General features: G+C 38.0%; 25 protein-coding genes. 12 read left to right on the top strand and 13 right to left on the bottom strand.

What is annotated here, in order from left to right; all coding sequences use genetic code 11:
- Window positions 1-5: 5 nt before the first annotated feature.
- Entirely contained in the window at window positions 6-719 is a 714-nt protein-coding gene (locus ACYVM0_RS20555; protein WP_460560199.1) for an ABC transporter ATP-binding protein, read from the bottom strand.
- A 93-nt stretch (window positions 720-812) separates the two neighbouring features.
- Window positions 813-1103 (bottom strand): Asp-tRNA(Asn)/Glu-tRNA(Gln) amidotransferase subunit GatC, encoded by a 291-nt coding sequence (gene gatC, locus ACYVM0_RS20550; RefSeq protein WP_460560197.1) that lies wholly within the window; start codon window positions 1101-1103, stop codon window positions 813-815.
- 113 nt (window positions 1104-1216) lie between these two features.
- On the opposite strand from gatC, the gene trpS reads away from it, so the two are divergent.
- A complete protein-coding gene (gene trpS / locus ACYVM0_RS20545) occupies window positions 1217-2242 on the top strand; it encodes a tryptophan--tRNA ligase (protein WP_460560195.1) in 1026 nt (341 codons plus the stop codon).
- A gap of 100 nt (window positions 2243-2342) precedes the next feature.
- Complete coding sequence (locus ACYVM0_RS20540) at window positions 2343-2969, top strand: deoxynucleoside kinase (protein WP_460560193.1); 627 nt, start codon at window positions 2343-2345, stop codon at window positions 2967-2969.
- Between the two features lie 101 nt (window positions 2970-3070).
- Here the strand turns inward: ACYVM0_RS20540 and ACYVM0_RS20535 are convergent, their stop codons facing one another.
- The 3 genes from ACYVM0_RS20535 to ACYVM0_RS20525 form a co-directional block, all read right to left on the bottom strand.
- Window positions 3071-3721, bottom strand: coding sequence for a response regulator (locus ACYVM0_RS20535; protein ID WP_430987428.1), 651 nt, complete (start codon window positions 3719-3721; stop codon window positions 3071-3073).
- Between the two features lie 155 nt (window positions 3722-3876).
- A complete protein-coding gene (locus ACYVM0_RS20530; protein WP_460560187.1) occupies window positions 3877-4692 on the bottom strand; it encodes a sensor histidine kinase in 816 nt (271 codons plus the stop codon).
- A 13-nt stretch (window positions 4693-4705) separates the two neighbouring features.
- Complete coding sequence (locus ACYVM0_RS20525) at window positions 4706-5251, bottom strand: hypothetical protein (protein WP_460560185.1); 546 nt, start codon at window positions 5249-5251, stop codon at window positions 4706-4708.
- A gap of 1085 nt (window positions 5252-6336) precedes the next feature.
- Between ACYVM0_RS20525 and ACYVM0_RS20520 the strand changes: the two genes are divergently transcribed.
- Window positions 6337-7002, top strand: coding sequence for a response regulator (locus ACYVM0_RS20520; RefSeq protein ID WP_430987425.1), 666 nt, complete (start codon window positions 6337-6339; stop codon window positions 7000-7002).
- Window positions 7003-7079: 77 nt separating this feature from the next.
- Here ACYVM0_RS20520 and ACYVM0_RS20515 read toward each other — a convergent pair whose 3' ends face one another.
- From ACYVM0_RS20515 to ACYVM0_RS20505, 3 genes are read right to left on the bottom strand one after another with little or no spacing between them, the layout of a single operon-like run.
- Window positions 7080-7730: a response regulator transcription factor gene (locus ACYVM0_RS20515; protein ID WP_460560183.1), complete on the bottom strand. Its 651-nt coding sequence runs from the start codon at window positions 7728-7730 to the stop codon at window positions 7080-7082.
- A complete protein-coding gene (locus ACYVM0_RS20510; RefSeq protein WP_460560181.1) occupies window positions 7708-8508 on the bottom strand; it encodes a sensor histidine kinase in 801 nt (266 codons plus the stop codon). Before ACYVM0_RS20510 ends, ACYVM0_RS20515 begins: the two co-directional genes overlap by 23 nt.
- On the bottom strand, window positions 8481-9149 hold the full coding sequence (locus tag ACYVM0_RS20505) for a hypothetical protein (protein WP_460560179.1): 669 nt from the start codon (window positions 9147-9149) through the stop codon (window positions 8481-8483). Before ACYVM0_RS20505 ends, ACYVM0_RS20510 begins: the two co-directional genes overlap by 28 nt.
- A gap of 1090 nt (window positions 9150-10239) precedes the next feature.
- Between ACYVM0_RS20505 and ACYVM0_RS20500 the strand changes: the two genes are divergently transcribed.
- The 5 genes from ACYVM0_RS20500 (at window position 10240) to ACYVM0_RS20480 (ending at window position 14780) form a co-directional block, all read left to right on the top strand.
- Entirely contained in the window at window positions 10240-10509 is a 270-nt protein-coding gene (locus ACYVM0_RS20500) for an LPXTG cell wall anchor domain-containing protein (protein ID WP_460560177.1), read from the top strand.
- A 280-nt stretch (window positions 10510-10789) separates the two neighbouring features.
- Complete coding sequence (locus ACYVM0_RS20495; RefSeq protein ID WP_460560175.1) at window positions 10790-11077, top strand: hypothetical protein; 288 nt, start codon at window positions 10790-10792, stop codon at window positions 11075-11077.
- 687 nt (window positions 11078-11764) lie between these two features.
- A complete protein-coding gene (locus ACYVM0_RS20490) occupies window positions 11765-12451 on the top strand; it encodes a response regulator transcription factor (RefSeq protein WP_460560173.1) in 687 nt (228 codons plus the stop codon).
- 160 nt (window positions 12452-12611) lie between these two features.
- Window positions 12612-13451: an aminotransferase class IV gene (locus tag ACYVM0_RS20485; protein ID WP_460560171.1), complete on the top strand. Its 840-nt coding sequence runs from the start codon at window positions 12612-12614 to the stop codon at window positions 13449-13451.
- A gap of 18 nt (window positions 13452-13469) precedes the next feature.
- Window positions 13470-14780, top strand: a complete 1311-nt coding sequence (locus ACYVM0_RS20480) for a cryptochrome/photolyase family protein (RefSeq protein WP_460560169.1) — start codon at window positions 13470-13472, stop codon at window positions 14778-14780.
- A 72-nt stretch (window positions 14781-14852) separates the two neighbouring features.
- On the opposite strand, the gene ACYVM0_RS20475 is transcribed toward ACYVM0_RS20480, so the two are convergent.
- The 3 genes from ACYVM0_RS20475 to mqnB are packed head-to-tail and all read right to left on the bottom strand — an operon-like array spanning window position 14853 to window position 17204.
- The gene (locus ACYVM0_RS20475; RefSeq protein ID WP_460560167.1) at window positions 14853-15632 is read right to left on the bottom strand and encodes a hypothetical protein; all 780 of its coding nucleotides are present in this window, start codon (window positions 15630-15632) and stop codon (window positions 14853-14855) included.
- Window positions 15633-15650: 18 nt separating this feature from the next.
- On the bottom strand, window positions 15651-16508 hold the full coding sequence (locus ACYVM0_RS20470) for a 1,4-dihydroxy-6-naphthoate synthase (protein ID WP_460560165.1): 858 nt from the start codon (window positions 16506-16508) through the stop codon (window positions 15651-15653).
- 39 nt (window positions 16509-16547) lie between these two features.
- Entirely contained in the window at window positions 16548-17204 is a 657-nt protein-coding gene (gene mqnB / locus ACYVM0_RS20465; RefSeq protein ID WP_460560163.1) for a nucleoside phosphorylase-I family protein, read from the bottom strand.
- 48 nt (window positions 17205-17252) lie between these two features.
- On the opposite strand from mqnB, the gene ACYVM0_RS20460 reads away from it, so the two are divergent.
- The 4 genes from ACYVM0_RS20460 to fabD all read left to right on the top strand — a co-directional run bounded on the left by ACYVM0_RS20460 (window position 17253) and on the right by fabD (window position 20072).
- Entirely contained in the window at window positions 17253-17663 is a 411-nt protein-coding gene (locus tag ACYVM0_RS20460) for a 6-pyruvoyl trahydropterin synthase family protein (protein WP_460560161.1), read from the top strand.
- Window positions 17664-17948: 285 nt separating this feature from the next.
- A complete protein-coding gene (locus tag ACYVM0_RS20455; protein ID WP_460560159.1) occupies window positions 17949-18365 on the top strand; it encodes a 6-pyruvoyl trahydropterin synthase family protein in 417 nt (138 codons plus the stop codon).
- A 28-nt stretch (window positions 18366-18393) separates the two neighbouring features.
- Entirely contained in the window at window positions 18394-18990 is a 597-nt protein-coding gene (folE, locus tag ACYVM0_RS20450) for a GTP cyclohydrolase I (RefSeq protein ID WP_460560157.1), read from the top strand.
- Window positions 18991-19181: 191 nt separating this feature from the next.
- A complete protein-coding gene (gene fabD / locus ACYVM0_RS20445; RefSeq protein ID WP_460560155.1) occupies window positions 19182-20072 on the top strand; it encodes an ACP S-malonyltransferase in 891 nt (296 codons plus the stop codon).
- A gap of 60 nt (window positions 20073-20132) precedes the next feature.
- On the opposite strand, the gene ACYVM0_RS20440 is transcribed toward fabD, so the two are convergent.
- Together ACYVM0_RS20440 and mdh are read right to left on the bottom strand one after the other, a co-directional pair.
- On the bottom strand, window positions 20133-22619 hold the full coding sequence (locus ACYVM0_RS20440) for a DUF7948 domain-containing protein (RefSeq protein ID WP_460560153.1): 2487 nt from the start codon (window positions 22617-22619) through the stop codon (window positions 20133-20135).
- A 104-nt stretch (window positions 22620-22723) separates the two neighbouring features.
- Window positions 22724-23653, bottom strand: a complete 930-nt coding sequence (gene mdh / locus ACYVM0_RS20435; RefSeq protein ID WP_460560151.1) for a malate dehydrogenase — start codon at window positions 23651-23653, stop codon at window positions 22724-22726.
- Window positions 23654-23783: the final 130 nt, after the last annotated feature.

The raw sequence follows: 23783 nt of genomic DNA, 5'->3' as shown, positions 1-23783 counted from the left end.
CCGGTCTATGCAGGTTGCGCAATGGTGGCCGGGTTAGCATTGAGTTTATCCGTTTCAATTACGCCGTCTCGTAAACGTACCACACGGTGGGCAAACATAGAGATGTCTTCTTCGTGGGTTACCAGTATAACGGTATTGCCATCGGCATGTATCTTACCCAGTATATCCATGATCTCGTAACTGGTTTTACTATCTAAATTACCTGTAGGTTCATCTGCTAAAATAATAGCAGGGTTATTGATCAATGCCCGGGCAATGGCCACCCTCTGGCATTGTCCGCCACTTAATTCATTGGGTTTATGATGACTTCTGTCCTGTAGTTTTACTTTAGCCATTACTTCATTGGCTCTTTCTGTTCTTTCTTTTTTACCAATGCCGCTGTACACCAATGGCAGTGCCACATTTTCCAATGCAGTTAACCTTGGCAATAAATTAAATTGCTGAAACACAAATCCTATTTCCTGGTTGCGTACTTCGGCAAGGTCATTGTCGGGCATGCGGCTTACATCCTTGCCATTTAAAATGTATTTACCTCCTGTAGGAGAATCGAGACAACCCAGGATATTCATTAAGGTAGATTTACCGCTACCGCTCGGGCCCATCAGAGCCACGTATTCATTCTTAAATACATCCAGGCTAATACCTTTAAGCACCTGCAATTCCTGCTTGCCCAGGTAGTAGCTTTTGCGGATGTTCTCTAAATGAATTATTCCGGTCATAAATTGGGTTTAGAAGTTTAATGGTTTAGAGGTTTAGTGGTTCAGGTGTTTAGAAAACTCTTAACTAAACTGCTAAACCTCTAAACTCCTAAACTATTTCTTTATCACTTTCGGTACTTTAAAAAATTGTTCATCATGTAAGGGGGCATTACGTAAACCTTCTGCACGGCTTACACTGCCTTGTACTTCATCTGCTCTCAGCACATTTACCTGCTCACTCATATGCAACAAGGGTTCTACTCCTGTAGTGTCTACTTCGTTCAGTTTTTCTACAAACTTTATCATGCGCTGCAGGTCGTTTTTAATACTTTCTTTTTCAGCGTCGTTAAACTGTAACCTTGCCAGGTTAGCCAGTTTATCTACCATTGCATCATTTACTTCCATGTTACAAATATACTCCAGTTTTAGGTTTGCCTGTTTTGAATTTATTTAAGTGGCAGCATATTTACCCCTCTCTGATTCCATATTGCCAATTCCTTTTTTTATCTTCGCCCACTATGGCAAAGCATAAAGAAACCATGCCTACCGGCAGGCAGATAGTAATGAGTGGCATCAGGCCCACCGGTTTTTTGCATTTGGGTAATTACTTTGGGGCAATCCGTAATTATATTAAAATGCAGGAAGATTTTGAATGCTATTTTATGGTGGCCGACTGGCATTCACTCACCACACATCCTGATACCAAAGAGCTGAGAGGCAATGTAGAAAGGGTATTGGCGGAAAATATTGCCTGCGGATTAGACCCCGGCAAGGCGGCTTTTTTTTGCCAGAGTCATGTGCATGAAACGGCAGAACTGTATCTATACCTGAATATGCTGGCCTATAAAGGGGAACTGGAAAAGACGGTTACATTTAAGGATAAAGTGCGCCAGCATCCCGAAAATGTAAATGCCGGTTTATTAACCTACCCGGTTTTACAGGCTGCTGATATTATTTTACACCGTGCCCGATATGTACCGGTGGGTAAAGACCAGGAGCAACACCTGGAAATGGCCCGCAATTTTGCCAACCGCTTTAATCACCGCTACGGAGAAGTGTTTCCTGAGCCTGTTGCATACAACTATAATGCAGAATTGGTAAAAGTGCCCAGCCTGGATGGCGGTGGTAAAATGAGCAAAAGTGAAAACCAGATGGCTACACTGTACCTGGCAGATGAAGATGACATGATAAGGAAGAAAGTGATGAAAGCTAAAACTGATGGCGGCCCTGCAGAAATGAATTCGGTAAAACCCGATTACATAGAAAATATTTTCGGGCTGATGAAACTGGTATCGGCTGAGGATGTGATTGCAAAATTTGAAGCTGATTACAATAACTGCACCATTCGCTACGGCGATTTAAAAAAGCAACTGGGAGAAGATATGGTGAAATTTATAGCCCCGATAAGGGAAAGGATCAATACCATTTTGCCCGATAAAAACTATTTGAAACAGGTAATGGAACAAGGCGCAGAAAAGGCCAATAAAAGCGCTGGGGAAACCATGGCACTGGTAAGGGAAGCCATGGGATTAAAATATTTCTGATTTTAGATTTTAGATTTCAGAATTTGTTTACTTTAGATGTTCCGCTTGTGAATGAGTATGCAACCGGCAATCGCAAATCGACAATTGAATTATGGCTAAAATGAAAAAACCAAAGCATATTGCTGTGGCCGGAAATATAGGTGCCGGCAAAACCACGCTTACAGAAATGTTGAGCAAACATTACAAATGGATTCCCCAGTTTGAAGATGTGGATCATAATCCTTACCTGAACGATTTTTATGAAGATATGCCCAGGTGGAGTTTTAACCTGCAGATATTTTTCCTGAACAGCCGTCTTAATCAATTGCTGGAAATACACCGCGGTACAGAAACGGTGATACAGGACAGAACGATTTATGAAGATGCCAATATTTTTGCACCCAACCTGCACGACATGGGCCTGATGGGCAAACGTGATTTTGATAATTACTATAAGTTTTTTGAAACACTTAAAAGCATGGTGCAGCCACCGGACCTGCTGATCTATTTAAAAGCATCGGTACCAACGTTAGTGGCACAAATTCAAAAAAGAGGAAGAGAATACGAAGAAAATATAAGGCTGGACTACTTAAAAAAACTAAACGAGTTTTACAATAATTTTATTGATAATTATAAAGAAGGTCCCTTATTGATCATTGATGCAGATAAAAATAAATTTGCAGAAAACGAAGAACACCTGGGACAGATCATCACAAGTATTGACAGTAAGTTGTTTGGCTTATTTTAAGCAAGCTTCAAGGGGGCAAATTTGCTGGTTAAACAGTATTTAAAAAGAGTTTGCTGTTATTATTAGGTGCTCCCTTGCAGCTATTCCTCTTGCCACTATTCTCAATCTATAAGTGAGTTCTTCATCGCATAAAACACCAGTCCCACAGAGTTCTTTACCCCAAAGCGTTCCATCAGCCTGTCTTTAATAGCTTCCACTGTTCTGGAACTGATATCCATTTTAGATGCAATCTCTGCTGCTGTAAATTCCATACAAACCAAAGTGAGTACTTCTTTTTCCCTTTCGCTTAAAACCACTTCGGTAGTGAGATTGGGATTGAATTTTTGTTTGGAATAATTTTTTTTGATGAGTACCTTATTTACAAAAGGATTCAGGTAAAAACCGGTACGCATTACATCCATCACAGCTTTCCGTATTTCGGATGGCTCGGTACTTTTTAAAAGATACCCTGCAGCACCGCAATCCATCAGGTGGCCTACAAATCTTTCATCTTCGTACATGGTAAGTATGATCACACGTATACCCGGAAAATTTTTGGTGATCATCTTGGTGGTATCAATACCATCTTTTACGGGCATTTTTAAATCGCATAAAATTACATCCGGCTGCGATTCAGGAATCTTTGATAAAAGTTCTTCCCCGTTTTCGGCCTCCATAACAAATTTAATGTTGGTGTAGGCACGCATGGAAAGAATGACTCCTTTACGGAATATTTTGTGATCGTCTGCTATTGCAACTTTAATTTCATCCATAAGTAAGGCGGTGCGATAAAATTACGGAAAACAATCATTAATTAAAAAAATATCGAATGATGAATTTGTAATACCCGGTTTACTGCCCTTTGAAACTTTAAAAATGAGGAGAAAGTTCACACAGATTTAATACTGGTGTTTACGTATGCGGTATGCTAAATCAACGCTTCCATCGGCACTTCAATGGTAACCTTGTAGTAGGTGTGGCTGGGGTCTATCTCAAAATATATCCTTCCCTTAAGTACTTTAATACGGCTGGCAATATTTTTTAAACCCAGGCCCAGGGCACTCTGGTTCAGTTTTTCAAAATCGGCCTGTACAATACCGGTACCATCGTGGTGCAGGCGAAAATACATATTGCTGCCGCTGTTGTTTTGGGTAAGGTGTATAAAACCGGCATTGCTATGCTTAAATACATTGTTCACCAGTTCCTGCACAATACGAAATACCAACAATTCCTGCTCCACTTTTAACCTTACACGGTAATCATGAAACCTTGCGCTGGCATTAATACTGCCGCTGCCGCTTATTTTTTGAAACAGGTCGTTTACCGCACTTTCCAAACCGAAATTTTTAAGTGTGGGCGGCATCAGGCTATGGCTGATATTGCGGATAAGCAAAATAGCATCATCAATAATCTGCTTGGCACTGTAAATACTTTGTAATTGCTGGGCTTTTTCCTGGTTTACCAGGTTCTCGTTAAGGTAAAGACGGGCAGTGGCCAATAACGGACCGGCATCATCATGCAGGTCGGCGGCTATGCGGTTACGTTCTTCTTCCTGGAAACGTATGGAAGCGTTTAATAGTATCTGTTGTTTTTCCTCTTCTAATTTTTTAAGCTGGTTATTAAACCGGATTACTTTTCGCTGGTGTATCACTACAAACACAACAATACCTATGGCAAGTATTATCATGCCTAGCGTACCAAGGAATAAAGCAGCGGAAACACCTCCTGTTTGTAAAAAATACATTGCCGGTTAATAATTAGTTTTGTTTGTTAAAAGGATATGGGTTTTCATCAAGCATATCAAATGGGTTATTATTTGGGGTAAGGGGAATATTGGTTTCCTTAATAAATAACGCTACACATAGCAGCAAATTCTTAAAAATATTAAACGAACTATAAATAAATACATATTGCGCTCTGAAATTCAAATCATTGATCATTGTTTTGGAATAGATCAGTAAAAAGAAATTTCCTGAAAAGAAAATAAACAAGGCCACTGCAATCCAAAATGGTTTTGATTCATATAACGGAATTTGTACCTCATATTTTATCTTTTCATAAAAAAAATAAATTAAAATAATTAACATGAAGAAACTTTCTACAATTGCCTGGTTGGCACCAAATTTAAGTTTGGGACTTACAAAGTAGTCATATATGGAATATACGAGGAATATGGGGGCTATGACTAGAAAAGCTTTTCTGGCTAACTTATTTTTAAAGTTATTTTGAAAAAAGTAGAGTAAAATGCAAAATTCAAGGGCAAGATGGAACCTTATCACTATAAAATAAAGTTCTTTATTCAAAGAGTAACTCTTTATAAGAATTTGGAGGCCTATTGTTAATGCATAGCAAATAATGTAAATACAAAATACCTTTAGTACATTCGACTTATTGTTTTTATAAAACAAAGCCAAAAAAACTAAAGGTAGAAAATTAGATAAGTAAGATATGTTAAGAATTAGGTCGATGTGGAATCAATTAATTCTAACAAATGTAATAAAGAGTTGTCTATAAACAAAACTCTTATTCTGCTAATTAATTAAGCTGCACTTACAATTGCATCAATCCAAGGTTCGTTCATGGTAAAAAGGTTTTTTTTGTGGTTTATAATCAGTTTCTTAATGCAAACTTGCTCCAAAACCCTTCCGTGGGCAACTGCTCCGCAGAAATGTTAATATGTGGAAAAGTAATGAAACCCCCTGTGGTAAAGGATTTGCGTACTTGCACCAAGTAAAAAGACGGTAAAAGATGGGGTAAATGTACGAAAATAAAATAGTAAAATTACTATGGAATAAAACGTAGCTTTACCCAGGCAATTTTACTATTTCAAGTAAGTAATTGTCCGGGCCTGTGGTTCCAGGCCCGGAGTAGTTTTCCGGGGCGGGGTAGAAACTGATAAAACCTGTTTACAATAATGTTACCCTGGGGTAGCAATTGTAAACATAAAAACATTTGGTTCAGAGGTATTGGACGTAAAACGGGCTATGAATTAGTTGATTAACACCGGCAACACAAGCACAAACAGGTTCTTCTTGGATATCAGGCTACTTAAAGCTTTAGTTTTTTGGATAATTGGATAAAATCTTTTCGTGTGCCAATGTTAATCAACTGCAACAAAAATAGGGCGGTGTGCAGGGGTGAACAAGAGCATTAGTGCTCGTTTTTGGGTTTACAGGATTTACTTTATATCAAGTAATAGTGCAAAGGGGTACCGTAGATTAACGATATACAAATAGCGTACCATTACTACGTATAATTGCTAAAAACGAGGTGATAACCAACAGAATGTGGAAAAGTTTTTACTACAGCGGTGTACAGTATTGTAGCCTAACTGTTAATGGAAAATCGTAACTTTAAACGGATTTATACTAACCCCTTTTCTTAGACTATGAGTAACGACCACTTGATCAAGATTGCTATTGCTGACGACCACAAAATTTTCAGGGATGGCATTAAGATGGCCCTTTCAGGAAAAACCAACCTTAAAATGCTTTGGGAGGCCGAAGACGGCAAGGATATGATGCACAAGATTGCTATTAAAAAACCCGAGGTTTTATTAATGGACATCAGGATGCCGGAAATTGATGGCATAAATGGCATACAACTGATACGCAAAGAGTATGAGGACATCAAGATAATAGTGCTGACTATGTATGATGACCAGCAGATGATCAGCAAAATGATGGAAATGGGTGCCAACGCCTATCTTACCAAAACCACCGACCCAGAAGAAATTTACGAAGCCATACTCACCTGCATGAACGATGACTTTTATTTTAACGACCTGGTGAATAAAGCAGTGATGGGTAAACTGATGCAGAAAAAAAATGTACGCCAGCACTACGGCACCAATACCCCGGTAAATTTTAACGAGAAAGAATTGAAGATACTGAAACTGCTTGCTGAGGATAAAACCACCGAAGAGATCTCTAAAATAATTTTTCTCAGTCCACGTACTATTGAAACCATTCGCCAGAATATGAAAACCAAGGTGGATGCTAAAACCATTGGCGGGTTAATTATGTATGGGATGAGGAATAAGTTGATTGAGTAGCTGGTAGTTTACCATACCAACTACAATAACTATTGTAGTTTCTGCGAATTTGGCGAAACCTGCCTGCCGCAGGCCAATTAAAAAGTAATTATTCCATTCTTTACTGCATAAATTGCCAGCCCAACACGGCTTTTTACATCCAGTTTTGTAAACAGTGCGTCACGGTAAGTATCAATATGCCTTGGGGTCATATTCATCGTCAGGGCAATTTCCTTATACGTCATATCGGTACTGGCCAATTTTAAAAATTCAATTTCTCTTTCATTCAGCAATGCTTTTTCCAGTGATGCCTGCTTTCGAAAAAGCGATGCTATTTTATTGGTGGTGTGGTTAGAATAATAATATTCACCTGCGGCAATACAAACGAGAGCATTTTTTAATTCTGTCGGATGAATATCTTTTTTAAGAAAGCCTGAAACACCAGCCTGAAGCAAACGTATCAGCGCTATTTCGCTGTCGTACATGGTAAGGATAACTATTTTTATTTGCGGGTGCTGTTGCGATAGCCATTTTGCAGTTTCATAGCCATCCATTTTTGGCATATTCAGGTCCATCAGCACGATGTCAGGATCGTAGCCATTGGCTATTAATTCAGTAACCTCCAGGCCATTTCCTGCTGTGGCCACCACAGTAAATTCATCAAAATTATTGATAAGATTGGCAAGAGCATCTCTTAATAAAATATGGTCGTCTGCCAGTATAAGTTTATAAGCTTGTATCGTTTTCATTTAATGGGATTTCTATTTTAATTTGTGTTCCTTCATTTACAATACTGCTGATATTGGCAGAACCTTTTAACAATACCGCTCGTTTTTTTATATTTTGTAACCCTGTGCCTGCCTGTTTTTCGGCTAGTTTAAAACCCTTGCCATTATCATTTATTTCAAGTATAAGCGATGCTGCTTCATAGTGCAGGTGTATATCTATTGCAGAAGCGTCTGCATGTTTGATGATATTGTTGATGCTTTCCTGAACAATTCTGAATAATACCAGTTCAGTATTAGTATTTAAAAAAACGGTATTGCCTGTAGTGGAAAGGTTGATATTGTATTGGCCGGATTTTTTTAACTGGGAGGCTTCAAATTCAAGAGCCTTAATAAGGCCGTTATTTAAAATAATTTCGCTGCTCATACTGCGGCTGATATCAGAAAGATCGTTAATGGCTTCACTGATCATATTTACCGAATCATCAATCTGCATCCTTGTTTTTTCTCCATCGCCATGGTTAAGTGTGTTCAGATGTAATTTGGCTAGGGTTAGTTTTTGTCCGATGCTATCATGTATTTCTCTTGATATATTTTGAAAAGTTTGTTCCTGTATTTCTAATTGCGATTGCAGTAGCGCATTTTCATGCGATGCTTTTAATGCTTCAATATCTTTAAAATAGGCATTTTGCTTTTGCTGATAGCGGTAGATTATGCTTGTAATAAATACAGTAAGCCCAAGCATCAGTAAAACCGAAATAATTATAAAAACAATTATAAAATCTGCTGGTGCTTTAAACATAAATAACTTTTGATAATAAAAAGATACATAACAATTAGAGCTGTATTAGAAATAGCAAAAATCTGAAATCCAAGATTTTTATAGTCCTTGTTTTCTTTTATAAATGGAAGTAACGAATAAATAGGGAAATTGATGCAGCTTGCGAAAAATACACCCAATACAATCCAAAAAGATGAAGATTTTATAAGAATTAATGTGGGGTTACTATGTAATAAATCTCTAAAGTAAAAAACAGAAAAAATGATTAGGAATAAATTCGCTACAATTTTGGCATCGATAAGAATAGATAGTGTTATGTGCAATATAACTAAGATAATAGCAATTATTATAGATAAACAAAATAGCAGCTTTATTTTTTTAAGCCATGTCGACCTCTTCAACACCTCAATGTAAAATAATCCCAACATCACAAATTGCAATAAAGTAAATAGTTCAGTTATTAAAAAAGCTGTTTCAAAACCATAGACTTTATAATAATGAAATAAAAAAGTACCAGCTGAAACCAACAGACCAAAGGTGATAAACCACAAAATGTATTTGTAATAAACAGGTTTATCTTTTTTTAAAAAGACAAGTGCCACAATAAAAGTGATAGTAATAACAATAGAGCCAAATAGTACAATAAAGCTGTGCAGTTTCAAATTATAGATTTTCTATGCAATACTACTTTTATTTATTCAAAAAGCTTTCCGAAAAATCCCATTTTTTTCTGTTGTTTTTCACATTTATTTAAACTGTGCATGTTTCATCTTTAAAGCATCAAGTTAATCCGTACCCAATTAAACTAATCCGTACTCTATTTTATGCAACAGTTACATGTAACAGTAAGGGTCAAGCCGCCATCATAAAATTTAAAGTAGCAGAATTATTTCTGACCACTACTATTAAAAATTTACAAGGGAAGATACAGCGTTGAACTGTGGATGAAGTGAGAGCTTCTTCAACGTACTCTATAAAATTTAATTTAAAATGAATAAGTAATTAATTTAAAATAAGATTATCCTGTTGCTTATTGTATCAGCTTTTAGTCTAAAAAATTTTGCACAGTCAAGCCCGACAGATTTCCCAGTTTCAATAAAGAATACACCAATATTAACTGATACAGTTTTTGTGAATTACCTGACTGATTTTTATACAGACTTAAATATTAAAAGTAAGAATATGGATAAAATTAAGTCGATAGCGGTAGCTAATACTATATCTGAAAAAGACCTGAATGAAATCTATTAAGATTTTGGATATTCTACCAAAGAAGATTTCTTTGCATTCATAAATAGGCAGAATCAAAGAACAAAAAGTTCTAAATACAAAATACGATTTTTCAAACATCAGTAATGATGAGAAAAGTAATATAATTCAATCTGCTTCATCCTCTATGCCAGTAGCAAATATTGTACCTTTGGGAGGAGGTAATGAATGTGAAGCAAGACGACTTAGGTGTATTGCTAGTGTCAGCGCACAGTCTATTCTAATGCATGCGGGGTGTGCAACTGCAGATTTAACAATCATACTTGGAATTATATGTCATAGTGCTGCATTAGTTTATCAGGCAGCTGAAAGTGGTAGATGTAATGATGCAGCTCAAGATTGTTCGGCTTCTCAACAATAATAGATTTAGAACCACTTGTAAAATCAAAAATAGATTTAGCCGGTATTATTACTGAACAATAATTAGGCAGGTAATTAATTACTGGCTAAATCTATAATTTATAAAATTAAAAAACTATAGTTATGAATTCAATAAAGTTAAATTCTCTCAAGGCAATTCCTTTTATCTGTATAATTGTAAGTATCGCTATTAGTAAATCGCAATTAGGTATAACCGAAAATAATAAGTTACTCCTATATGCAGGATTATCGGGTATTTCTCTTTTATCTGTATTTTTTCTTTTTATCAAAAAAAAGAAATTGGCAATGAGTAACAGAGGAATGGTAATTTCGGTAATTACAGGTTTAGTTGCAACTTTAATTGTGGCTTATCTTTTTATAAAAAATAAATGAAACGAGGAAAAGGATTTTGATTTTTGCAATTGTGTATTATATAAGCACCATGTTAATCTTTATTTTATCCCCGGCATTAGTTAAAAAAGTATTTTTTTTTGACTAGTTACATAGTCATTAATATTACTCTACTTGGGATTTTATATATAGCAGTAAAAAAAGCGATTGACCACTAATAGCTGTTGCCAATTTTTTAACTGTTGCCATTATTAATTTTGTATCCTTAAGTGAACTTCGCCGGAAATAGCTTTCCAGTCATATAATTTTCAACCGTACCACTTTGAAATTTTGGTTAACCTGGATATTGACCTATTTAATAAGCAATACTATTTTGGCTCAATCCAAAATAAAAGATTCGCTGAATCCCTCCAAGCCTGAAATCTTCACTTCCGGTTTTATTGATATTGTTAATAATGGTCAGATAAATGCATCAGCTCGTTTTATCCGTTTGTACATTGGCGAACCACATAAATTTGCCATTCCACTTTCTTTGTATGGCGGAGTATCCAACAATAATTTTCAAAATCAAAGTAATACAGGGGGCAAAGAAGTAATGATCATTTGGTAAATCAATACATTAATCCGTTAAGTGGTCTGATCAGTATTTCAATTGACGGCGTTAGCTATTTTAAAAAAACACGAAATATTACTAAAACAGGTTTTCTTTATCATATTGGCGAAAGGGTTTTAACAGGGTATAGGACAGGGCTTGTTTCTAATCCACAAACCGGTAAGCCGACTAATTTTTTAAACAGTTTTGCTACAGCAGGGCTGTATTTTCAAACAGGTGCATGGGAACGAAGTAATGCAAAAAACGTGGGCGTATTTTGGGTGGCATTCCGATATATCGGATGTTATTCAAATCCAGCTCAAGTAAAAGATTTTCTACCAGGCACTAATACCAATGGTTTTTATCATGGTTATTCTGTTGGCTTTGGAGTTGAAATAAATAATTTGGTAAATCTGAAGGCTGTATATTACAAATATGTAAAAAAAACTGAAATTGATTATTCGCTACCTATCTATCAATTTTCCTTTAATTATTCCCTCAAAAGCTAACTTATTATTTCTTAATATATAGGTGCGGTTTTAATAATTTGTCCCTAAAACGTTCATTCCCCCACACTACATCGTAAAATTCCCATCCTAAACATAGGGTAATTACACGCTTTCTTATGTTTCATTATAATTTGAACTTGCAGTTCGGCGTTAATAGATAGCAAATCTACTAATCCAAACCAAGACAAGTAATATTATGATCCCCAAAAACGATAGTGAAGAACCGATAAGAGTAATTATTGCAGATGACCATGTGCTGTACCGTGCAGGTGTTAAAACCGCTTTGAGTGCTAAGAAAGACATTAAAGTAATAGCTGAAGCCGACAATGGCATGCACCTGCTGAACATGCTTAAAAACGTAGCGACAGATGTAATATTGCTGGATATCCAGATGCCGGTGATGGATGGTATAACTACGTTACCAGAAGTGAAAAAACTCTATCCCAACATTAAAATAATAATGCTGACGATGATGGATGATCACAGTATGATCACCAAACTGATGGAGCTGGGTGCTAACAGTTACCTGACCAAAACCAGCGACAGCGAAATTATTTATGAAGCCATAAAGACCTGTTACGAACAGGAATATTATTTCAATTCTCTTACCAACAAGGCCTTACTTACCAACCTGAAGCAAAGGAATTTTGTAACCCCCCAAAAATTAATGCAGCAGGAAGCACAGCTGAACGATAAGGAAACCCTTATCTTAAAACTGATGTGCGAAGAAAAAAGTACTAAAGAAATTGCAGATATTGTTGATCTGAGTCCCCGTACGGTGGAAGCTATCAGGGATAAGCTGAAAGTAAAAACGGGTGCAAAAAGTACAGCCGGCCTTATTATGTATGCCGTAAAGCATAAGATACTGGATGAAGAAATGTAAAATTCAATACTTGAACTAAGTCTCTAAAACTGTAATGAAGAGGTAAATCCCGCCAGCAATGGCGGGATTTTACTTTTACTAAGGTTGGTAACCCTGCTTCAAATCAGCAACTGCCGGCCGGCTTTTCAACCACTGACGGGGTTTAAGGTATATTTGCGTTATGGCATGGATCAGTTACAATGGAAAGATGTATAAAGATAATACACCAATAGCAGGTGCGGCTAACCGCGGCCTGAGGTATGGTGATGGTTTATTTGAAACCATGAAAATGAAAAACGGACAGCTCATTTTAGATAATGAACATTTTGCCCGTTTGTGGAAAGGTATGACGGTATTGCAGTTTGCCATACCCAAACATTTTGACCCGGAAAAATTAGCTGCAGCAATTTTGCAACTGGCAGCAAAGAACGGGCATGAAAAAGCTGCCCGGGTAAGGGTCACTGTTTTAAGAGGCGACGGTGGCTTATATGATGTTGCCGATCACTCACCCAATTATATAATAGAAACATGGGCATTGCCTGAAAGCAACGGCGAACTCAACAGCAATGGTTTGGATACAGGTATTTATACAGCAGTAAAAAAAAGCTGTGATATACTCAGTAATTTAAAAACCAATAATTACCTGCCGTATGTAATGGCGGCGCTGGAAGCTAAAAAGCAAAAATGGAATGATGCTGTAGTGATTAATAGTTTCGGGAGAGTATGTGATACCACAATTGCCAATATTTTTATTATTAAAGATGAAGTGGTATATACGCCGGCATTAAGCGAAGCTTGTGTAGCAGGTGTGTTCAGAAAATATATTATTGACCAGGTTCCTGCTACCGGTTTTTCCTGTAAAGAAAAGGAGATAACTATAGCGGAATTAATAGATGCAGATGAAGTTTTTTTTACCAATTCCATTTACAATATGCGTTGGGTAAAAAGTTTGGCAGATAAAAATTTCGGCAACGCTATTACTCAAAAAATTTACGCTTCGCTGTCGCCAACCATTTTATAACTTATTTGTTAGTATTAGATGACGCCAACAGTAAATATATTCTGGTTTCGCCGTGACCTGCGCCTGCAGGACAATGCAGGGCTTTATCATGCATTAAAAAGTAGCCAGCCGGTTGTACCTGTTTTTATTTTTGATACCAATATTTTAGATGCGCTGGAAGATAAGTCGGACAGAAGAGTTGAATTTATTCATGCCGCCTTACAGGAGTTACAGGAGCAATTAATACAGATGGGATCTTCGCTGGAAGTATACCACGGTACACCTTTAGCAGTATACAAAACCTTGCTGGCTAAATATACAATTGAAAAAGTTTTTACCAATCATGATTACGAGCCCTATGCTTTGGAAAGAGAAAAAGCAATGGCAGAATTGCTGAAAAGTAATGGTGCTTCTTTACATACCTATAAAGACCAGGTATTGTTAGAAAAAAATGAAGTGCTTAAAGATGATGGCACCCCTTATACCGTATTTACCCCATACAGCAGAAAATGGAAAGCAGTTCTAAATGAGTTTCACTTAAAGCCGTATCCCACGCAAAAATATTTTGCTAATTTTTACAAACAACTGCCGGCAGCAATACCTGCTTTAAAAGATATTGGTTTTACTATTGTTGATGTTCCTTTTCCTGCAAAGGATTTAGATAAAGAGCTGGTAAAAAAATACCAGGAACAAAGAAATTTTCCTGCCATAAAAGGCACTTCAAAATTAGGTGTGCATTTACGCTTTGGTACTATAAGTATAAGAGCCCTTGCTGCAAGAACCAAAGACCTTTCAGAAACTTACCTGAATGAATTAATATGGCGTGATTTTTATCACATGATACTCTGGCATTTTCCTCATGTGGGTAAAGGCAAAGCCTTTAAAGCACAATATGATACTATTGAGTGGAGAAAAGACAGCGGAGAGTTTGAACGCTGGTGTAAAGGACAAACCGGGTACCCCATTGTTGATGCCGGTATGAGAGAATTAAATGCTACCGGCTTTATGCATAATCGTGTACGCATGATAGTGGCTTCGTTCCTCACCAAACATTTATTGCTCGACTGGAGATTGGGTGAAGCTTATTTTGCACAAAAATTATTGGACTTTGACCTGGCTGCCAATAACGGGGGCTGGCAATGGGCCGCAGGCAGTGGTTGTGATGCTGCACCTTATTTCAGGGTGTTTAATCCTTACCTCCAAACACAAAAATTTGATCCGCAATTAGTATACATAAAAAAATGGGTGCCCGAATTCCAGGAGTTCAGTTATCCTAAACCAATAGTGAATCATGAAGAAGCCAGGAAACGCTGCCTGGCAGTGTATGCCGAAGCATTGAAAAAAGAATAGGACGTGTAGCGTGAGAGGTGAACCGCCAGGCGTGAATTATTGACGATTCTCCTGTCACGCCTCACAACATCCTTACATCAGGCCATCGCCATAAGTATCAAATTTTCTGAAATAACTTTCCCTGTATGCAGGATTGAATTTTGCATAAAAGCTGATGAGTAACATCACCTTGGTTTTCAATCTCGGATATTTATCTACTGCTTTCCAGAAACCAACATTAGGGCGAAAGAGATTTTGTGCCAGTGTATTCAGGTCATTTTCCATGGCCGATAAAGCATACTGTGTCAATATACCTTTTTTGCAAAGCATAGTATCCACATCCTGCGATGACTGGTTATTTTGTATAGCACCAACGCCACCTGCAGCATCGTTATAAAGAAAGCCTGGTTCATTGGCTTTATTCCATGCGGCAGTATCTAAATATCCGGGATGATTGCGGAATAAAATGCTGGAAAATTCGTGGTGAATGGTTTGTTCAATATAGTCGTTGGTATAACCATTACTAATACCATCGCTGGTAATGTAAAGATTGTCGGAAGAGTTGGTGCCACCAAAAGGCGTTTTGAAAAACTCCATGTCTTTAAGAAAATATATAGCTTTTAAATTGGCCGCCAGTAAAGGAGTTGGATATTTACGGAGCGCTTTAATGGCCACTTCTTTGGTACGCTCAATCTCTGCCGGTAAAATTGCCCTGCCGATTGCATTTATTTCAGCTGTTCTCCAGGTATCGGGAAATATTTCCGGGGCATAACTGAAAACTATAGCTACACCCTTTACAGTAGTATCAGAAAAATCAGCAAATAAATTACTGCTGAACAGCAGTAAAACAATCAGCAGGTGATTTTTTTTCATGTGCTAATGTAATAAACCTTATTGTAAAAAAATAGCTTCTGTATTAATAATCGTACCGGGATGAAGCTGCCGGTATATTTCCAGTAATTTTATGATCGCATTTCTGCCTTCTTGTTCCAGGCCGATAGAAAATTTATTTACATAAAGGTCGATATGCTTCCGCATCACTTCTTCACTCATTTCCTGCGAATGCCTGCGGATATAATCATTGAGTTGAGGATAGCTGGCGAATGCAAATTCAATACTCTTTTTTATCAGCCGGTCAATTTTTTGCTGTACCGCACTATCAATATTTCTTTTTATCACAATGCCACCGAGGGGAATAGGATTACCGGTTTCTTTTTCCCAGTAATCACCCAGGTCAATTATTTTATGCAAGCCTTTATCAGCATAGGTAAAACGATTTTCGTGAATAATAACCCCCAGTCCTTTATCGGCTAAAACAAAATTTTCAATCTCATCATACCGGAGAAATATTTTATGCTTAGCGTTGGGATAAGCAAGTGAGAAAAGTAAATGCGCCGTTGTGTTCTCCCCGGGTATTGCAATCACTGCATTGTCTACTTCGCTTTTATCTTTCAGGTATGCTGCCTGTGGCTCACCTTTGGGGGGGCGGCAAATCAGCAATGGCCCCACACCGTTACCCAATGCACTGCCACTGTTTAGTACAGCATAATTGCCTAATGCCAGCGGCAACACACCATAACTGAGTTTGGTAATATCCAGTTTGCCTTCAATAGCCCATTGGTTAAGGGTTTGTACGTCTTCCAATACCGTTTCAAATACCAGGCCTTCGGTATCAATTTTGTTATTTACCAATGCATCAAAAATAAAAGTATCATTAGGGCATGGTGAAAAACCAAGTGTAAATTTCATCTGTTAATTATTTTATTGAGCTACCAGGTGATAGCTGTACTAATCTTTTAATTGCCTTACCAGTTTAGTTAATTCTGTATTTAAACTTTCAAAGGCTTCTTTTATTTTCCATTTTGATTTATCTCTTTCACCAACATAATTACTGATGGCACGGATTTGTATAAAAGATATTTTTTCCTGCAGGCAAACATAATGCAATGCGGCACCTTCCATAGTTTCCACCTGTGGGTCAAATGCATCAGCCAGTTGAATTTTTTGTAAAAAACTATCACTCACTTTATTTATGGTTACAGCCTTTACCGATTTCAGTTTTATATTTTTGGGTAATATGGTGGCATTGATCAGCCAGCCGTTTGCAAATGGAAACTGGTGGCCGTCAATTAATCCGGAGCTGGTAAAAGGTGTAAATATTCTTTTTTCTTCGGCACCAATATCACCAAAAGTATCCTGTTTAACTAATACAGTCTCACCCAGGGCCAGTTCGTTTGAAAAGGCGCCTGCAATACCTGCCTGTATTACAAAATCGTACCCCCGCTGTTGCAATTTTTTTTGCAAATGATACATGGTGGCAGGCGTTCCCACGCCTGTAATGAGGATATCAACATTGGAATACTGGTTGATAAAAAGCTCAATTTCATTTGGCGTTGCCGCTATCAGTAAAATTTGCATACCGCAAAATTCGTATTTACACTTCATATTTCAGGATTTAGGGGTTACCTTTGCCGAAATTTTTGAAAATAGCCAATGGTTTACATCACCCGTATAGAGCATTTTAACGCAGCGCACAAGCTTTTTAACCCCAAATGGAGTAAAGAGAAGAATGAGGAGGTATTTGGCAAATGCGCTAACGAAAACTGGCACGGGCACAATTTTGAGCTGTATGTTACTATAAAGGGAGATCCCAACCCCGATACAGGCTTTGTATATGATGTAAAAAAGTTGAGTATAATTGTAAATGAGCATGTAATTGAAAAACTCGACCATAAAAACCTGAATATGGATGTTGATTTTATGGCCGGCAAACTTTGCTCTATCGAAAACCTGGTTATTGGTATCTGGAACCAGCTTACACCACACCTGCCGCCAACGGTTCAGTTGCATTGCCTTAAATTATACGAAACCCCACGCATTTTTGTGGAATATTACGGCAATTAAGGGTAGATAAAGGTTTGGCAATCCAGGTATTTTCTTTTTACCAGGCAAGTTTTTTAAGCGTTAACAACCCTTAAAGATTTTACGCAATCGGGAAATTAAGTTTCACGTTACTCAAACAATTCCTAACTTTATTTGTAATTGACTTTCATTAGTTGATGTGTTTGAACAGCAGACTTCTGTTATAACCTTCAGCAAAAAAAGTATTGAATTATTCCACACAATTTTTCAGTACGCTTGTTGATGATTTCCTGCAACAAAATTGGTTGATGTGTGTTATACAATTGTATGAATAAAAAAGTAGCCGTTTACCGTAAGGAACATTTTAATGCAGCGCACCGGTTGAATAATCCTTTGTGGGATGACGCAACCAATAAAAAGGTATTTGGTAAATGTAATAATCCCCATTACCACGGGCATAATTATGAATTGATTGTAAAACTTACCGGTGTGCCCGATGTAGCCACTGGTTATGTATACGACCTTAAATTGCTAAGTGATATCATTAAGGAAAATGTGATAGATACGTTTGATCATAAAAATTTAAATGAGGACACCGAGGCATTTAAAAACCTGAATCCCACAGCAGAAAACATTGCAGTGGTCATCTACAATATTTTACGGGAAAAGATTGATGCCGCATTTGATCTCCAGGTACGCTTATATGAAACCGAAAGAAATTTTGTGGAATACCCGGCAAACTAAACAATAAAATCATTTTAAACAGTTACTAATGGCATATTCAAAAGGGGAGAAGTACGACGAAAAAACAACCGAAGGCCTTATTAAAACCTACAGGGAAAGTATTGAACTTTTAGGAGAAGACCCGGCAAGAGAAGGTTTGCTTAAAACACCGGAACGTGTGGCAAAAGCTATGCAGTTTCTTACACAGGGTTACCAGATGGATGCCAATGCCATTTTAAACTCTGCCAAATTTCACGAAGAAGTAAGTGAAATGATCATTGTAAAAGACATTGAATTGTATAGTATGTGTGAACATCACATGTTGCCTTTTTACGGCAAAGCACATGTTGCCTATATACCCAACGGATATATTACCGGCCTTAGCAAAATTGCAAGGGTGGTGGATGTATACAGCCGCAGGTTGCAGGTGCAGGAAAGATTAACACACCAGATATTAAATGCTATCAAAGAAACATTGAACCCATTGGGTGTTGCAGTAGTAATTGAAGCATCGCATTTATGTATGATGATGAGAGGTGTGCAGAAACAAAATTCTGTAACTACTACTTCTGCTTTCTGGGGTGAGTTTGAAAAGAATGAAACGAGAAGTGAATTTGTGAAACTGATCAGTTCGAGGCTGCATTGAGTTAACCGGTTAATTGGTTTATTGGTTTATTTGTGGTTAAGGTGCTTAACTTCAAATAAACTTTTTTTATGCCTACATTTTTGAAGCCTGATATTTATATCTTTGATTTATAAAACTGAATTGGATTTTAAAAAGGTCTAAGCCAATCAACTAATTAACAAGTAAACTTATTAACCAATAAATTCACCACGATGGCACATGCTTATGTATTTCCCGGCCAGGGATCACAGTTTTCAGGAATGGGAAAAAACTTGTACGAGAGTAATTCATTAGCCAAAGAATTATTTGAACAGGCCAATGAAATTTTAGGTTTCAGGATATCAGATATTATGTTCAGCGGAAGCGATGAAGACCTGAAACAAACCAATGTAACTCAACCTGCAGTTTTTTTACATTCGGTAATTGCTTATAAAACATTAGCTGATGCAAGGCCCGACATGGTAGCGGGCCATTCATTGGGAGAATTTTCGGCATTGGTAGCCAACAACACATTGAGCTTTGTAGACGCCTTAAAATTAGTTTCAATAAGGGCGAAGGCCATGCAAAAAGCCTGCGAACTTAACCCCTCTACCATGGCTGCAGTATTGGCTTTGGCTGATGATAAAGTAGAAGAAATTTGTGGCAAAGTGCATGTTGAAACTGAAGAGGTGGTGGTACCGGCAAACTATAATTGCCCCGGGCAATTGGTAATAAGCGGCAGTATCAAGGGCGTGGAAATGGCTTGCGAATTAATGAAAGCTGCCGGTGCAAAACGTGCCTTACTATTACCTGTTGGGGGCGCATTTCACAGCCCGTTAATGATCCCTGCCAGGGAAGAGCTGGCAGATGCTATAAATGCCACGCTATTTAATGTTCCATCTTGCCCGGTTTACCAGAATGTTATTGCAAAAGCAGTTACCGAACCTGCAGCTATAAAACACAATTTAATTGCTCAGTTAACCGGTGCCGTTAGGTGGACTCAAAGTGTACAGGCAATGGTTGCAGATGGCGCTACTCATTTTACCGAAGTTGGTCCGGGTAAAGTATTACAGGGGTTGGTACAAAAAATAAATAAAGAGATGGTGGTGAATGGAGTGAGTTAAAAAAATACCGGGTGCCATTGGCACCCGGTAAAATAAATATGCAGAAGGCTGATCATTTTATTACCTGATCAAAATAGTGGTTCCTTTTTGACGTATGATATTTCCTGTAGCATCTATTACTTCCAGCATCCATACAAAAGTACCCGCATTTTGCTCCTTGCCTTTATAGGTTCCATCCCATCCGGTAGCGGGGTCTTTAGTTGAAAATACCAATTCTCCGTAACGGTTGTAAACACTGAAGTAATGAAATTCCTGCACACCGGTAACAATCGCTTTCAGGATATCATTATCGATATCTCCATTAGGGGTAAAAGCATTAGGCACATAAATACTTGTTTTGGTATTGGGTGGAAGTCCTGCAAGTTTAAAGTCCTTAATAGCCTGTGTACCACCGCAGGCTTCGTTAATAACTACTTTTATGGTATAGGTAACATTTAAAGTTAAGCCTGCAAATACACCGGTACTATTACTGCTGATGAACGTAGTGCCATCATACAATGCATAAGTGACTGTAGAACCGGCAGAAGGAGCAGGTGATAAAGATGCCGTGGCAGACATGGTGCTGAGATTGGTGGCTACCGTTACCGTGTACACGGGCAATGCGCAATACTGGGATACATCGATGGCGGTAACAAAACCTGCACCACAGGCATAAATAAGATTTTTTCCATGGTCATACGCAATATCATACACTGAATTGGTGCTAAAACCGGCAATATTTATATCTGCTGCAGCTGCATCATCAAAACCAACACCATTGAATTTGTATACCTTGATTGTACCATTAGTGTAGCCAATGAATACGTTATTACATTCATCTGCAAAGATACCGCCCTGCATCAGCGCTGTGGAGGGTAGTACAACAGCAGTACCTGTTTCAACACCTGTTTTTTTGTTGAAGGCTTTAAGCGTTTTGCCATCCCAGTAAAATAAATAATCTGCATTAAGTGCCAGGCAATTGGTGGAATTATCCAGGCCACCTCCAAAATACGGCCTGTTATACGGTTCTTTTATTGTTAAACATCCTGATAGGCTTGTCCAGGCGATATTAGCAGGGGCATATGGCGGTGTATGTTTATATATTTTACTGTCGCCATTGGGTGTAAGTACCGAAATTGAAAATATAGTATACATGTCATTGCTTACGGGGTCAATAATAATATCAGAAATATCATTATGCCCCCCGGATAAGCCGGAAATATTTGAAGTAGATGGATCAACCAGCGGAGGGGAAAGAATTGCCAGTTCGTTATTGGCAGAACCACCGCCGCCAGCAATCAACATTTTAGGGGTGCCGCCATTGCAGTTCCACAACATCTTCCAGTTTTCGCCAAAATTTAAATTGGCATTGGTAATATAATTATCATATACGCCTGCTGTGGTTAACCTGATCACTTTAAAGCCAGAGCCTGCCAAACCTTGCCCGAGGTAAATGCTACCACTGGTTTTTTCTACTACCCAGCCACCTTCTGAACCACCAAAATTCCAGACCGGTAGGGTTAATGCACCCGTAAATGTCCATTGTAATACACCGGCAGCATTAAACTTTGCCATCTTTTGTACAGAAGCATCGCCACCCCCTGATACATATACATTACCCTGGTAATCGAAATCGATATCTTTTGCAGCTGAGGCATATTGGCCGGTTAAACTGCTGGTGCTTGTAACAAACGGATCAATAATAATTGCTTTATTGTTATTGTACGTACCATCTGTTTTAAAACCAACTTCTTTATTGGTTACTTCAAAAGCAATATTGATTCTTTCATTTTTATCATCTGCATAAAAACAAACCGGTACAGACTGAATAATACCATCAATATCAGAACTGATGATAAGATTACCACCTGCATCTGTTTTCAATTTACTTACATCTCCCCTGTATTTCATTTTTATTACACTGATATCGGCACCAGGTTTTACCAATAAACTATATTCATAACCTTGTTTACTGGCAGACGAAAAAGAATATTCTGCATCAATACCCGGGTAAATGTCTTTATAAATTATTTTTTTAAAAGCCCGAGCCTTGCCCGGCAACATACCGTAAGTATGGTAGCCTCCTGATAAATCTTCAGCAATTACAAGGGGGGCAGGGTTTGCGTTAACCCATTCCATGGTGATGGTTCTGTCAATGGGAATTACTTTTTCTTTTATCTCTGCTTCACTCATGCCTTTACGCTCCAGTTTTTCTATGTCCCTGTTGGAAAGTTTTTTTAATTTCCGTTGTAAGTACAGCACTCCTTTTTGGGTAAACAAAACCGGCATATTCAGGCCTTCGTAGCCGTATAATATATTGCCCATATATTCACAGGACGATAAAACAGTGCCGTATTGCCCGATGTTTTCGATGTAGCGTATCCTGGTATCAAACAAATCATTTGAACCTGCCGGGGAATATAATAATGGTTTGCCTGCTATAGCAGCGCCCGGGGCAATAACCTTTTTTTCGGTAACTGTGGTTTGTGCGGTACTGTATATCCAGGTAAAAAATAAGAGGCAAATACAGCAGCAATACTTCAAAGTAAATGGTACATTTTTTTGCATAAGGGTTGTTAAGGCATTACGGGGCTTATAAAGGTAAGGATATATAATAAAAAAAACTGCTAAAATATTTTAGCAGTTTTTCTATTTTAGCCAGGTAAACAGGCTTATAAAGTTGCCAATACGTCGTTCATGCTTCTTACTGCAGCGGCGCTTTTTTCAAAAGCTGCTTTTTCAGCATCATTCAGTTTAAAATCAATGATCTTTTCCCATCCGTTTTTACCAATAGTTACCGGTACGCCCAGGCAAATATCATTTTGGCCATATTCTCCATCTAAAGCAACACAGCAGGTAAATAATTTTTTCTCATCACGAATAATGCTTTCCACTAAAGCAGCTCCGGCAGCACCTGGTGCATACCATGCAGAAGTGCCGATAAGGGCAGTTAAAGTAGCTCCGCCTACCATTGTATCTTTTACAATTTTCTCTTGTTGTTCGGCAGTTAAAAAGTCGGTAACGGGGGCACTGTTCCAGGTGGCTTTGCTGATCAATGGAATCATGGTAGTATCGCCATGTCCGCCCACAACTACAGCATTTAAATCAGCAGGGCTGCAACCTAAGTGCTGGCTCAGCTGGTATTTAAAACGGCTGCTGTCTAAAGTGCCGCCCATTCCAATGATCCTGTTCTTTGGTAAACCGGTAGATTTTAATGCCAGGTAGGTCATGGTATCCATCGGGTTGCTGATAACAATAATTATAGCATCAGGTGAATGTTTTAAAATGTTTTCGCAAACACCCTTTACAATGCTTGCATTTACACCAATCAATTCTTCCCTGGTCATACCGGGTTTGCGGGGCAAGCCACTGGTGATCACTACCACATCGCTGCCGGCAGTTTTGGTATAATCGTTAGTGCTGCCAACAATTTTGGTATCAAAACCCAAAAGGGTAGCGGTTTGCATCATATCCTGTGCTTTACCTTCGGCAACGCCTTCTTTAATATCCAGCAATACCAATTCGTTACACAATTCTTTACGGGCAATATTATCGGCACAGGTGGCTCCCACGGCTCCGGCACCTACTACAGTTACTTTCATACGATCATTTTTATGTTTAAGGAAATTATTTTCGCCGCAAAGGTAATTGATTAGAGCATTGCTGTTATTGACTGTTGTCATGTTTTTTAAACCAACAGTAAAATCTTTTAACGATTTGCTAAGATTGTTT

The organism is Ferruginibacter profundus (assembly GCF_054783275.1).
This window is presented reverse-complemented; position numbering and strand designations above follow the sequence as displayed.

Excerpts from the sequence above, each read along its gene's own strand:
- ACYVM0_RS20555 (WP_460560199.1), bottom strand. The coding sequence starts at position 719 with ATGACCGGAATAATTCATTTAGAGAACATCCGCAAAAGCTACTACCTG.
- gatC (WP_460560197.1), bottom strand. The coding sequence starts at position 1,103 with ATGGAAGTAAATGATGCAATGGTAGATAAACTGGCTAACCTGGCAAGG.
- trpS (WP_460560195.1), top strand. The coding sequence starts at position 1,217 with ATGGCAAAGCATAAAGAAACCATGCCTACCGGCAGGCAGATAGTAATG.
- ACYVM0_RS20540 (WP_460560193.1), top strand. The coding sequence starts at position 2,343 with ATGAAAAAACCAAAGCATATTGCTGTGGCCGGAAATATAGGTGCCGGC.
- ACYVM0_RS20535 (WP_430987428.1), bottom strand. The coding sequence starts at position 3,721 with ATGGATGAAATTAAAGTTGCAATAGCAGACGATCACAAAATATTCCGT.
- ACYVM0_RS20530 (WP_460560187.1), bottom strand. The coding sequence starts at position 4,692 with ATGTATTTTTTACAAACAGGAGGTGTTTCCGCTGCTTTATTCCTTGGT.
- ACYVM0_RS20520 (WP_430987425.1), top strand. The coding sequence starts at position 6,337 with ATGAGTAACGACCACTTGATCAAGATTGCTATTGCTGACGACCACAAA.
- ACYVM0_RS20515 (WP_460560183.1), bottom strand. The coding sequence starts at position 7,730 with ATGAAAACGATACAAGCTTATAAACTTATACTGGCAGACGACCATATT.
- ACYVM0_RS20510 (WP_460560181.1), bottom strand. The coding sequence starts at position 8,508 with ATGTTTAAAGCACCAGCAGATTTTATAATTGTTTTTATAATTATTTCG.
- ACYVM0_RS20500 (WP_460560177.1), top strand. The coding sequence starts at position 10,240 with ATGAATTCAATAAAGTTAAATTCTCTCAAGGCAATTCCTTTTATCTGT.
- ACYVM0_RS20490 (WP_460560173.1), top strand. The coding sequence starts at position 11,765 with ATGATCCCCAAAAACGATAGTGAAGAACCGATAAGAGTAATTATTGCA.
- ACYVM0_RS20485 (WP_460560171.1), top strand. The coding sequence starts at position 12,612 with ATGGCATGGATCAGTTACAATGGAAAGATGTATAAAGATAATACACCA.
- ACYVM0_RS20480 (WP_460560169.1), top strand. The coding sequence starts at position 13,470 with ATGACGCCAACAGTAAATATATTCTGGTTTCGCCGTGACCTGCGCCTG.
- ACYVM0_RS20475 (WP_460560167.1), bottom strand. The coding sequence starts at position 15,632 with ATGAAAAAAAATCACCTGCTGATTGTTTTACTGCTGTTCAGCAGTAAT.
- ACYVM0_RS20470 (WP_460560165.1), bottom strand. The coding sequence starts at position 16,508 with ATGAAATTTACACTTGGTTTTTCACCATGCCCTAATGATACTTTTATT.
- mqnB (WP_460560163.1), bottom strand. The coding sequence starts at position 17,204 with ATGAAGTGTAAATACGAATTTTGCGGTATGCAAATTTTACTGATAGCG.
- ACYVM0_RS20460 (WP_460560161.1), top strand. The coding sequence starts at position 17,253 with ATGGTTTACATCACCCGTATAGAGCATTTTAACGCAGCGCACAAGCTT.
- ACYVM0_RS20455 (WP_460560159.1), top strand. The coding sequence starts at position 17,949 with ATGAATAAAAAAGTAGCCGTTTACCGTAAGGAACATTTTAATGCAGCG.
- folE (WP_460560157.1), top strand. The coding sequence starts at position 18,394 with ATGGCATATTCAAAAGGGGAGAAGTACGACGAAAAAACAACCGAAGGC.
- fabD (WP_460560155.1), top strand. The coding sequence starts at position 19,182 with ATGGCACATGCTTATGTATTTCCCGGCCAGGGATCACAGTTTTCAGGA.
- ACYVM0_RS20440 (WP_460560153.1), bottom strand. The coding sequence starts at position 22,619 with ATGCAAAAAAATGTACCATTTACTTTGAAGTATTGCTGCTGTATTTGC.
- mdh (WP_460560151.1), bottom strand. The coding sequence starts at position 23,653 with ATGAAAGTAACTGTAGTAGGTGCCGGAGCCGTGGGAGCCACCTGTGCC.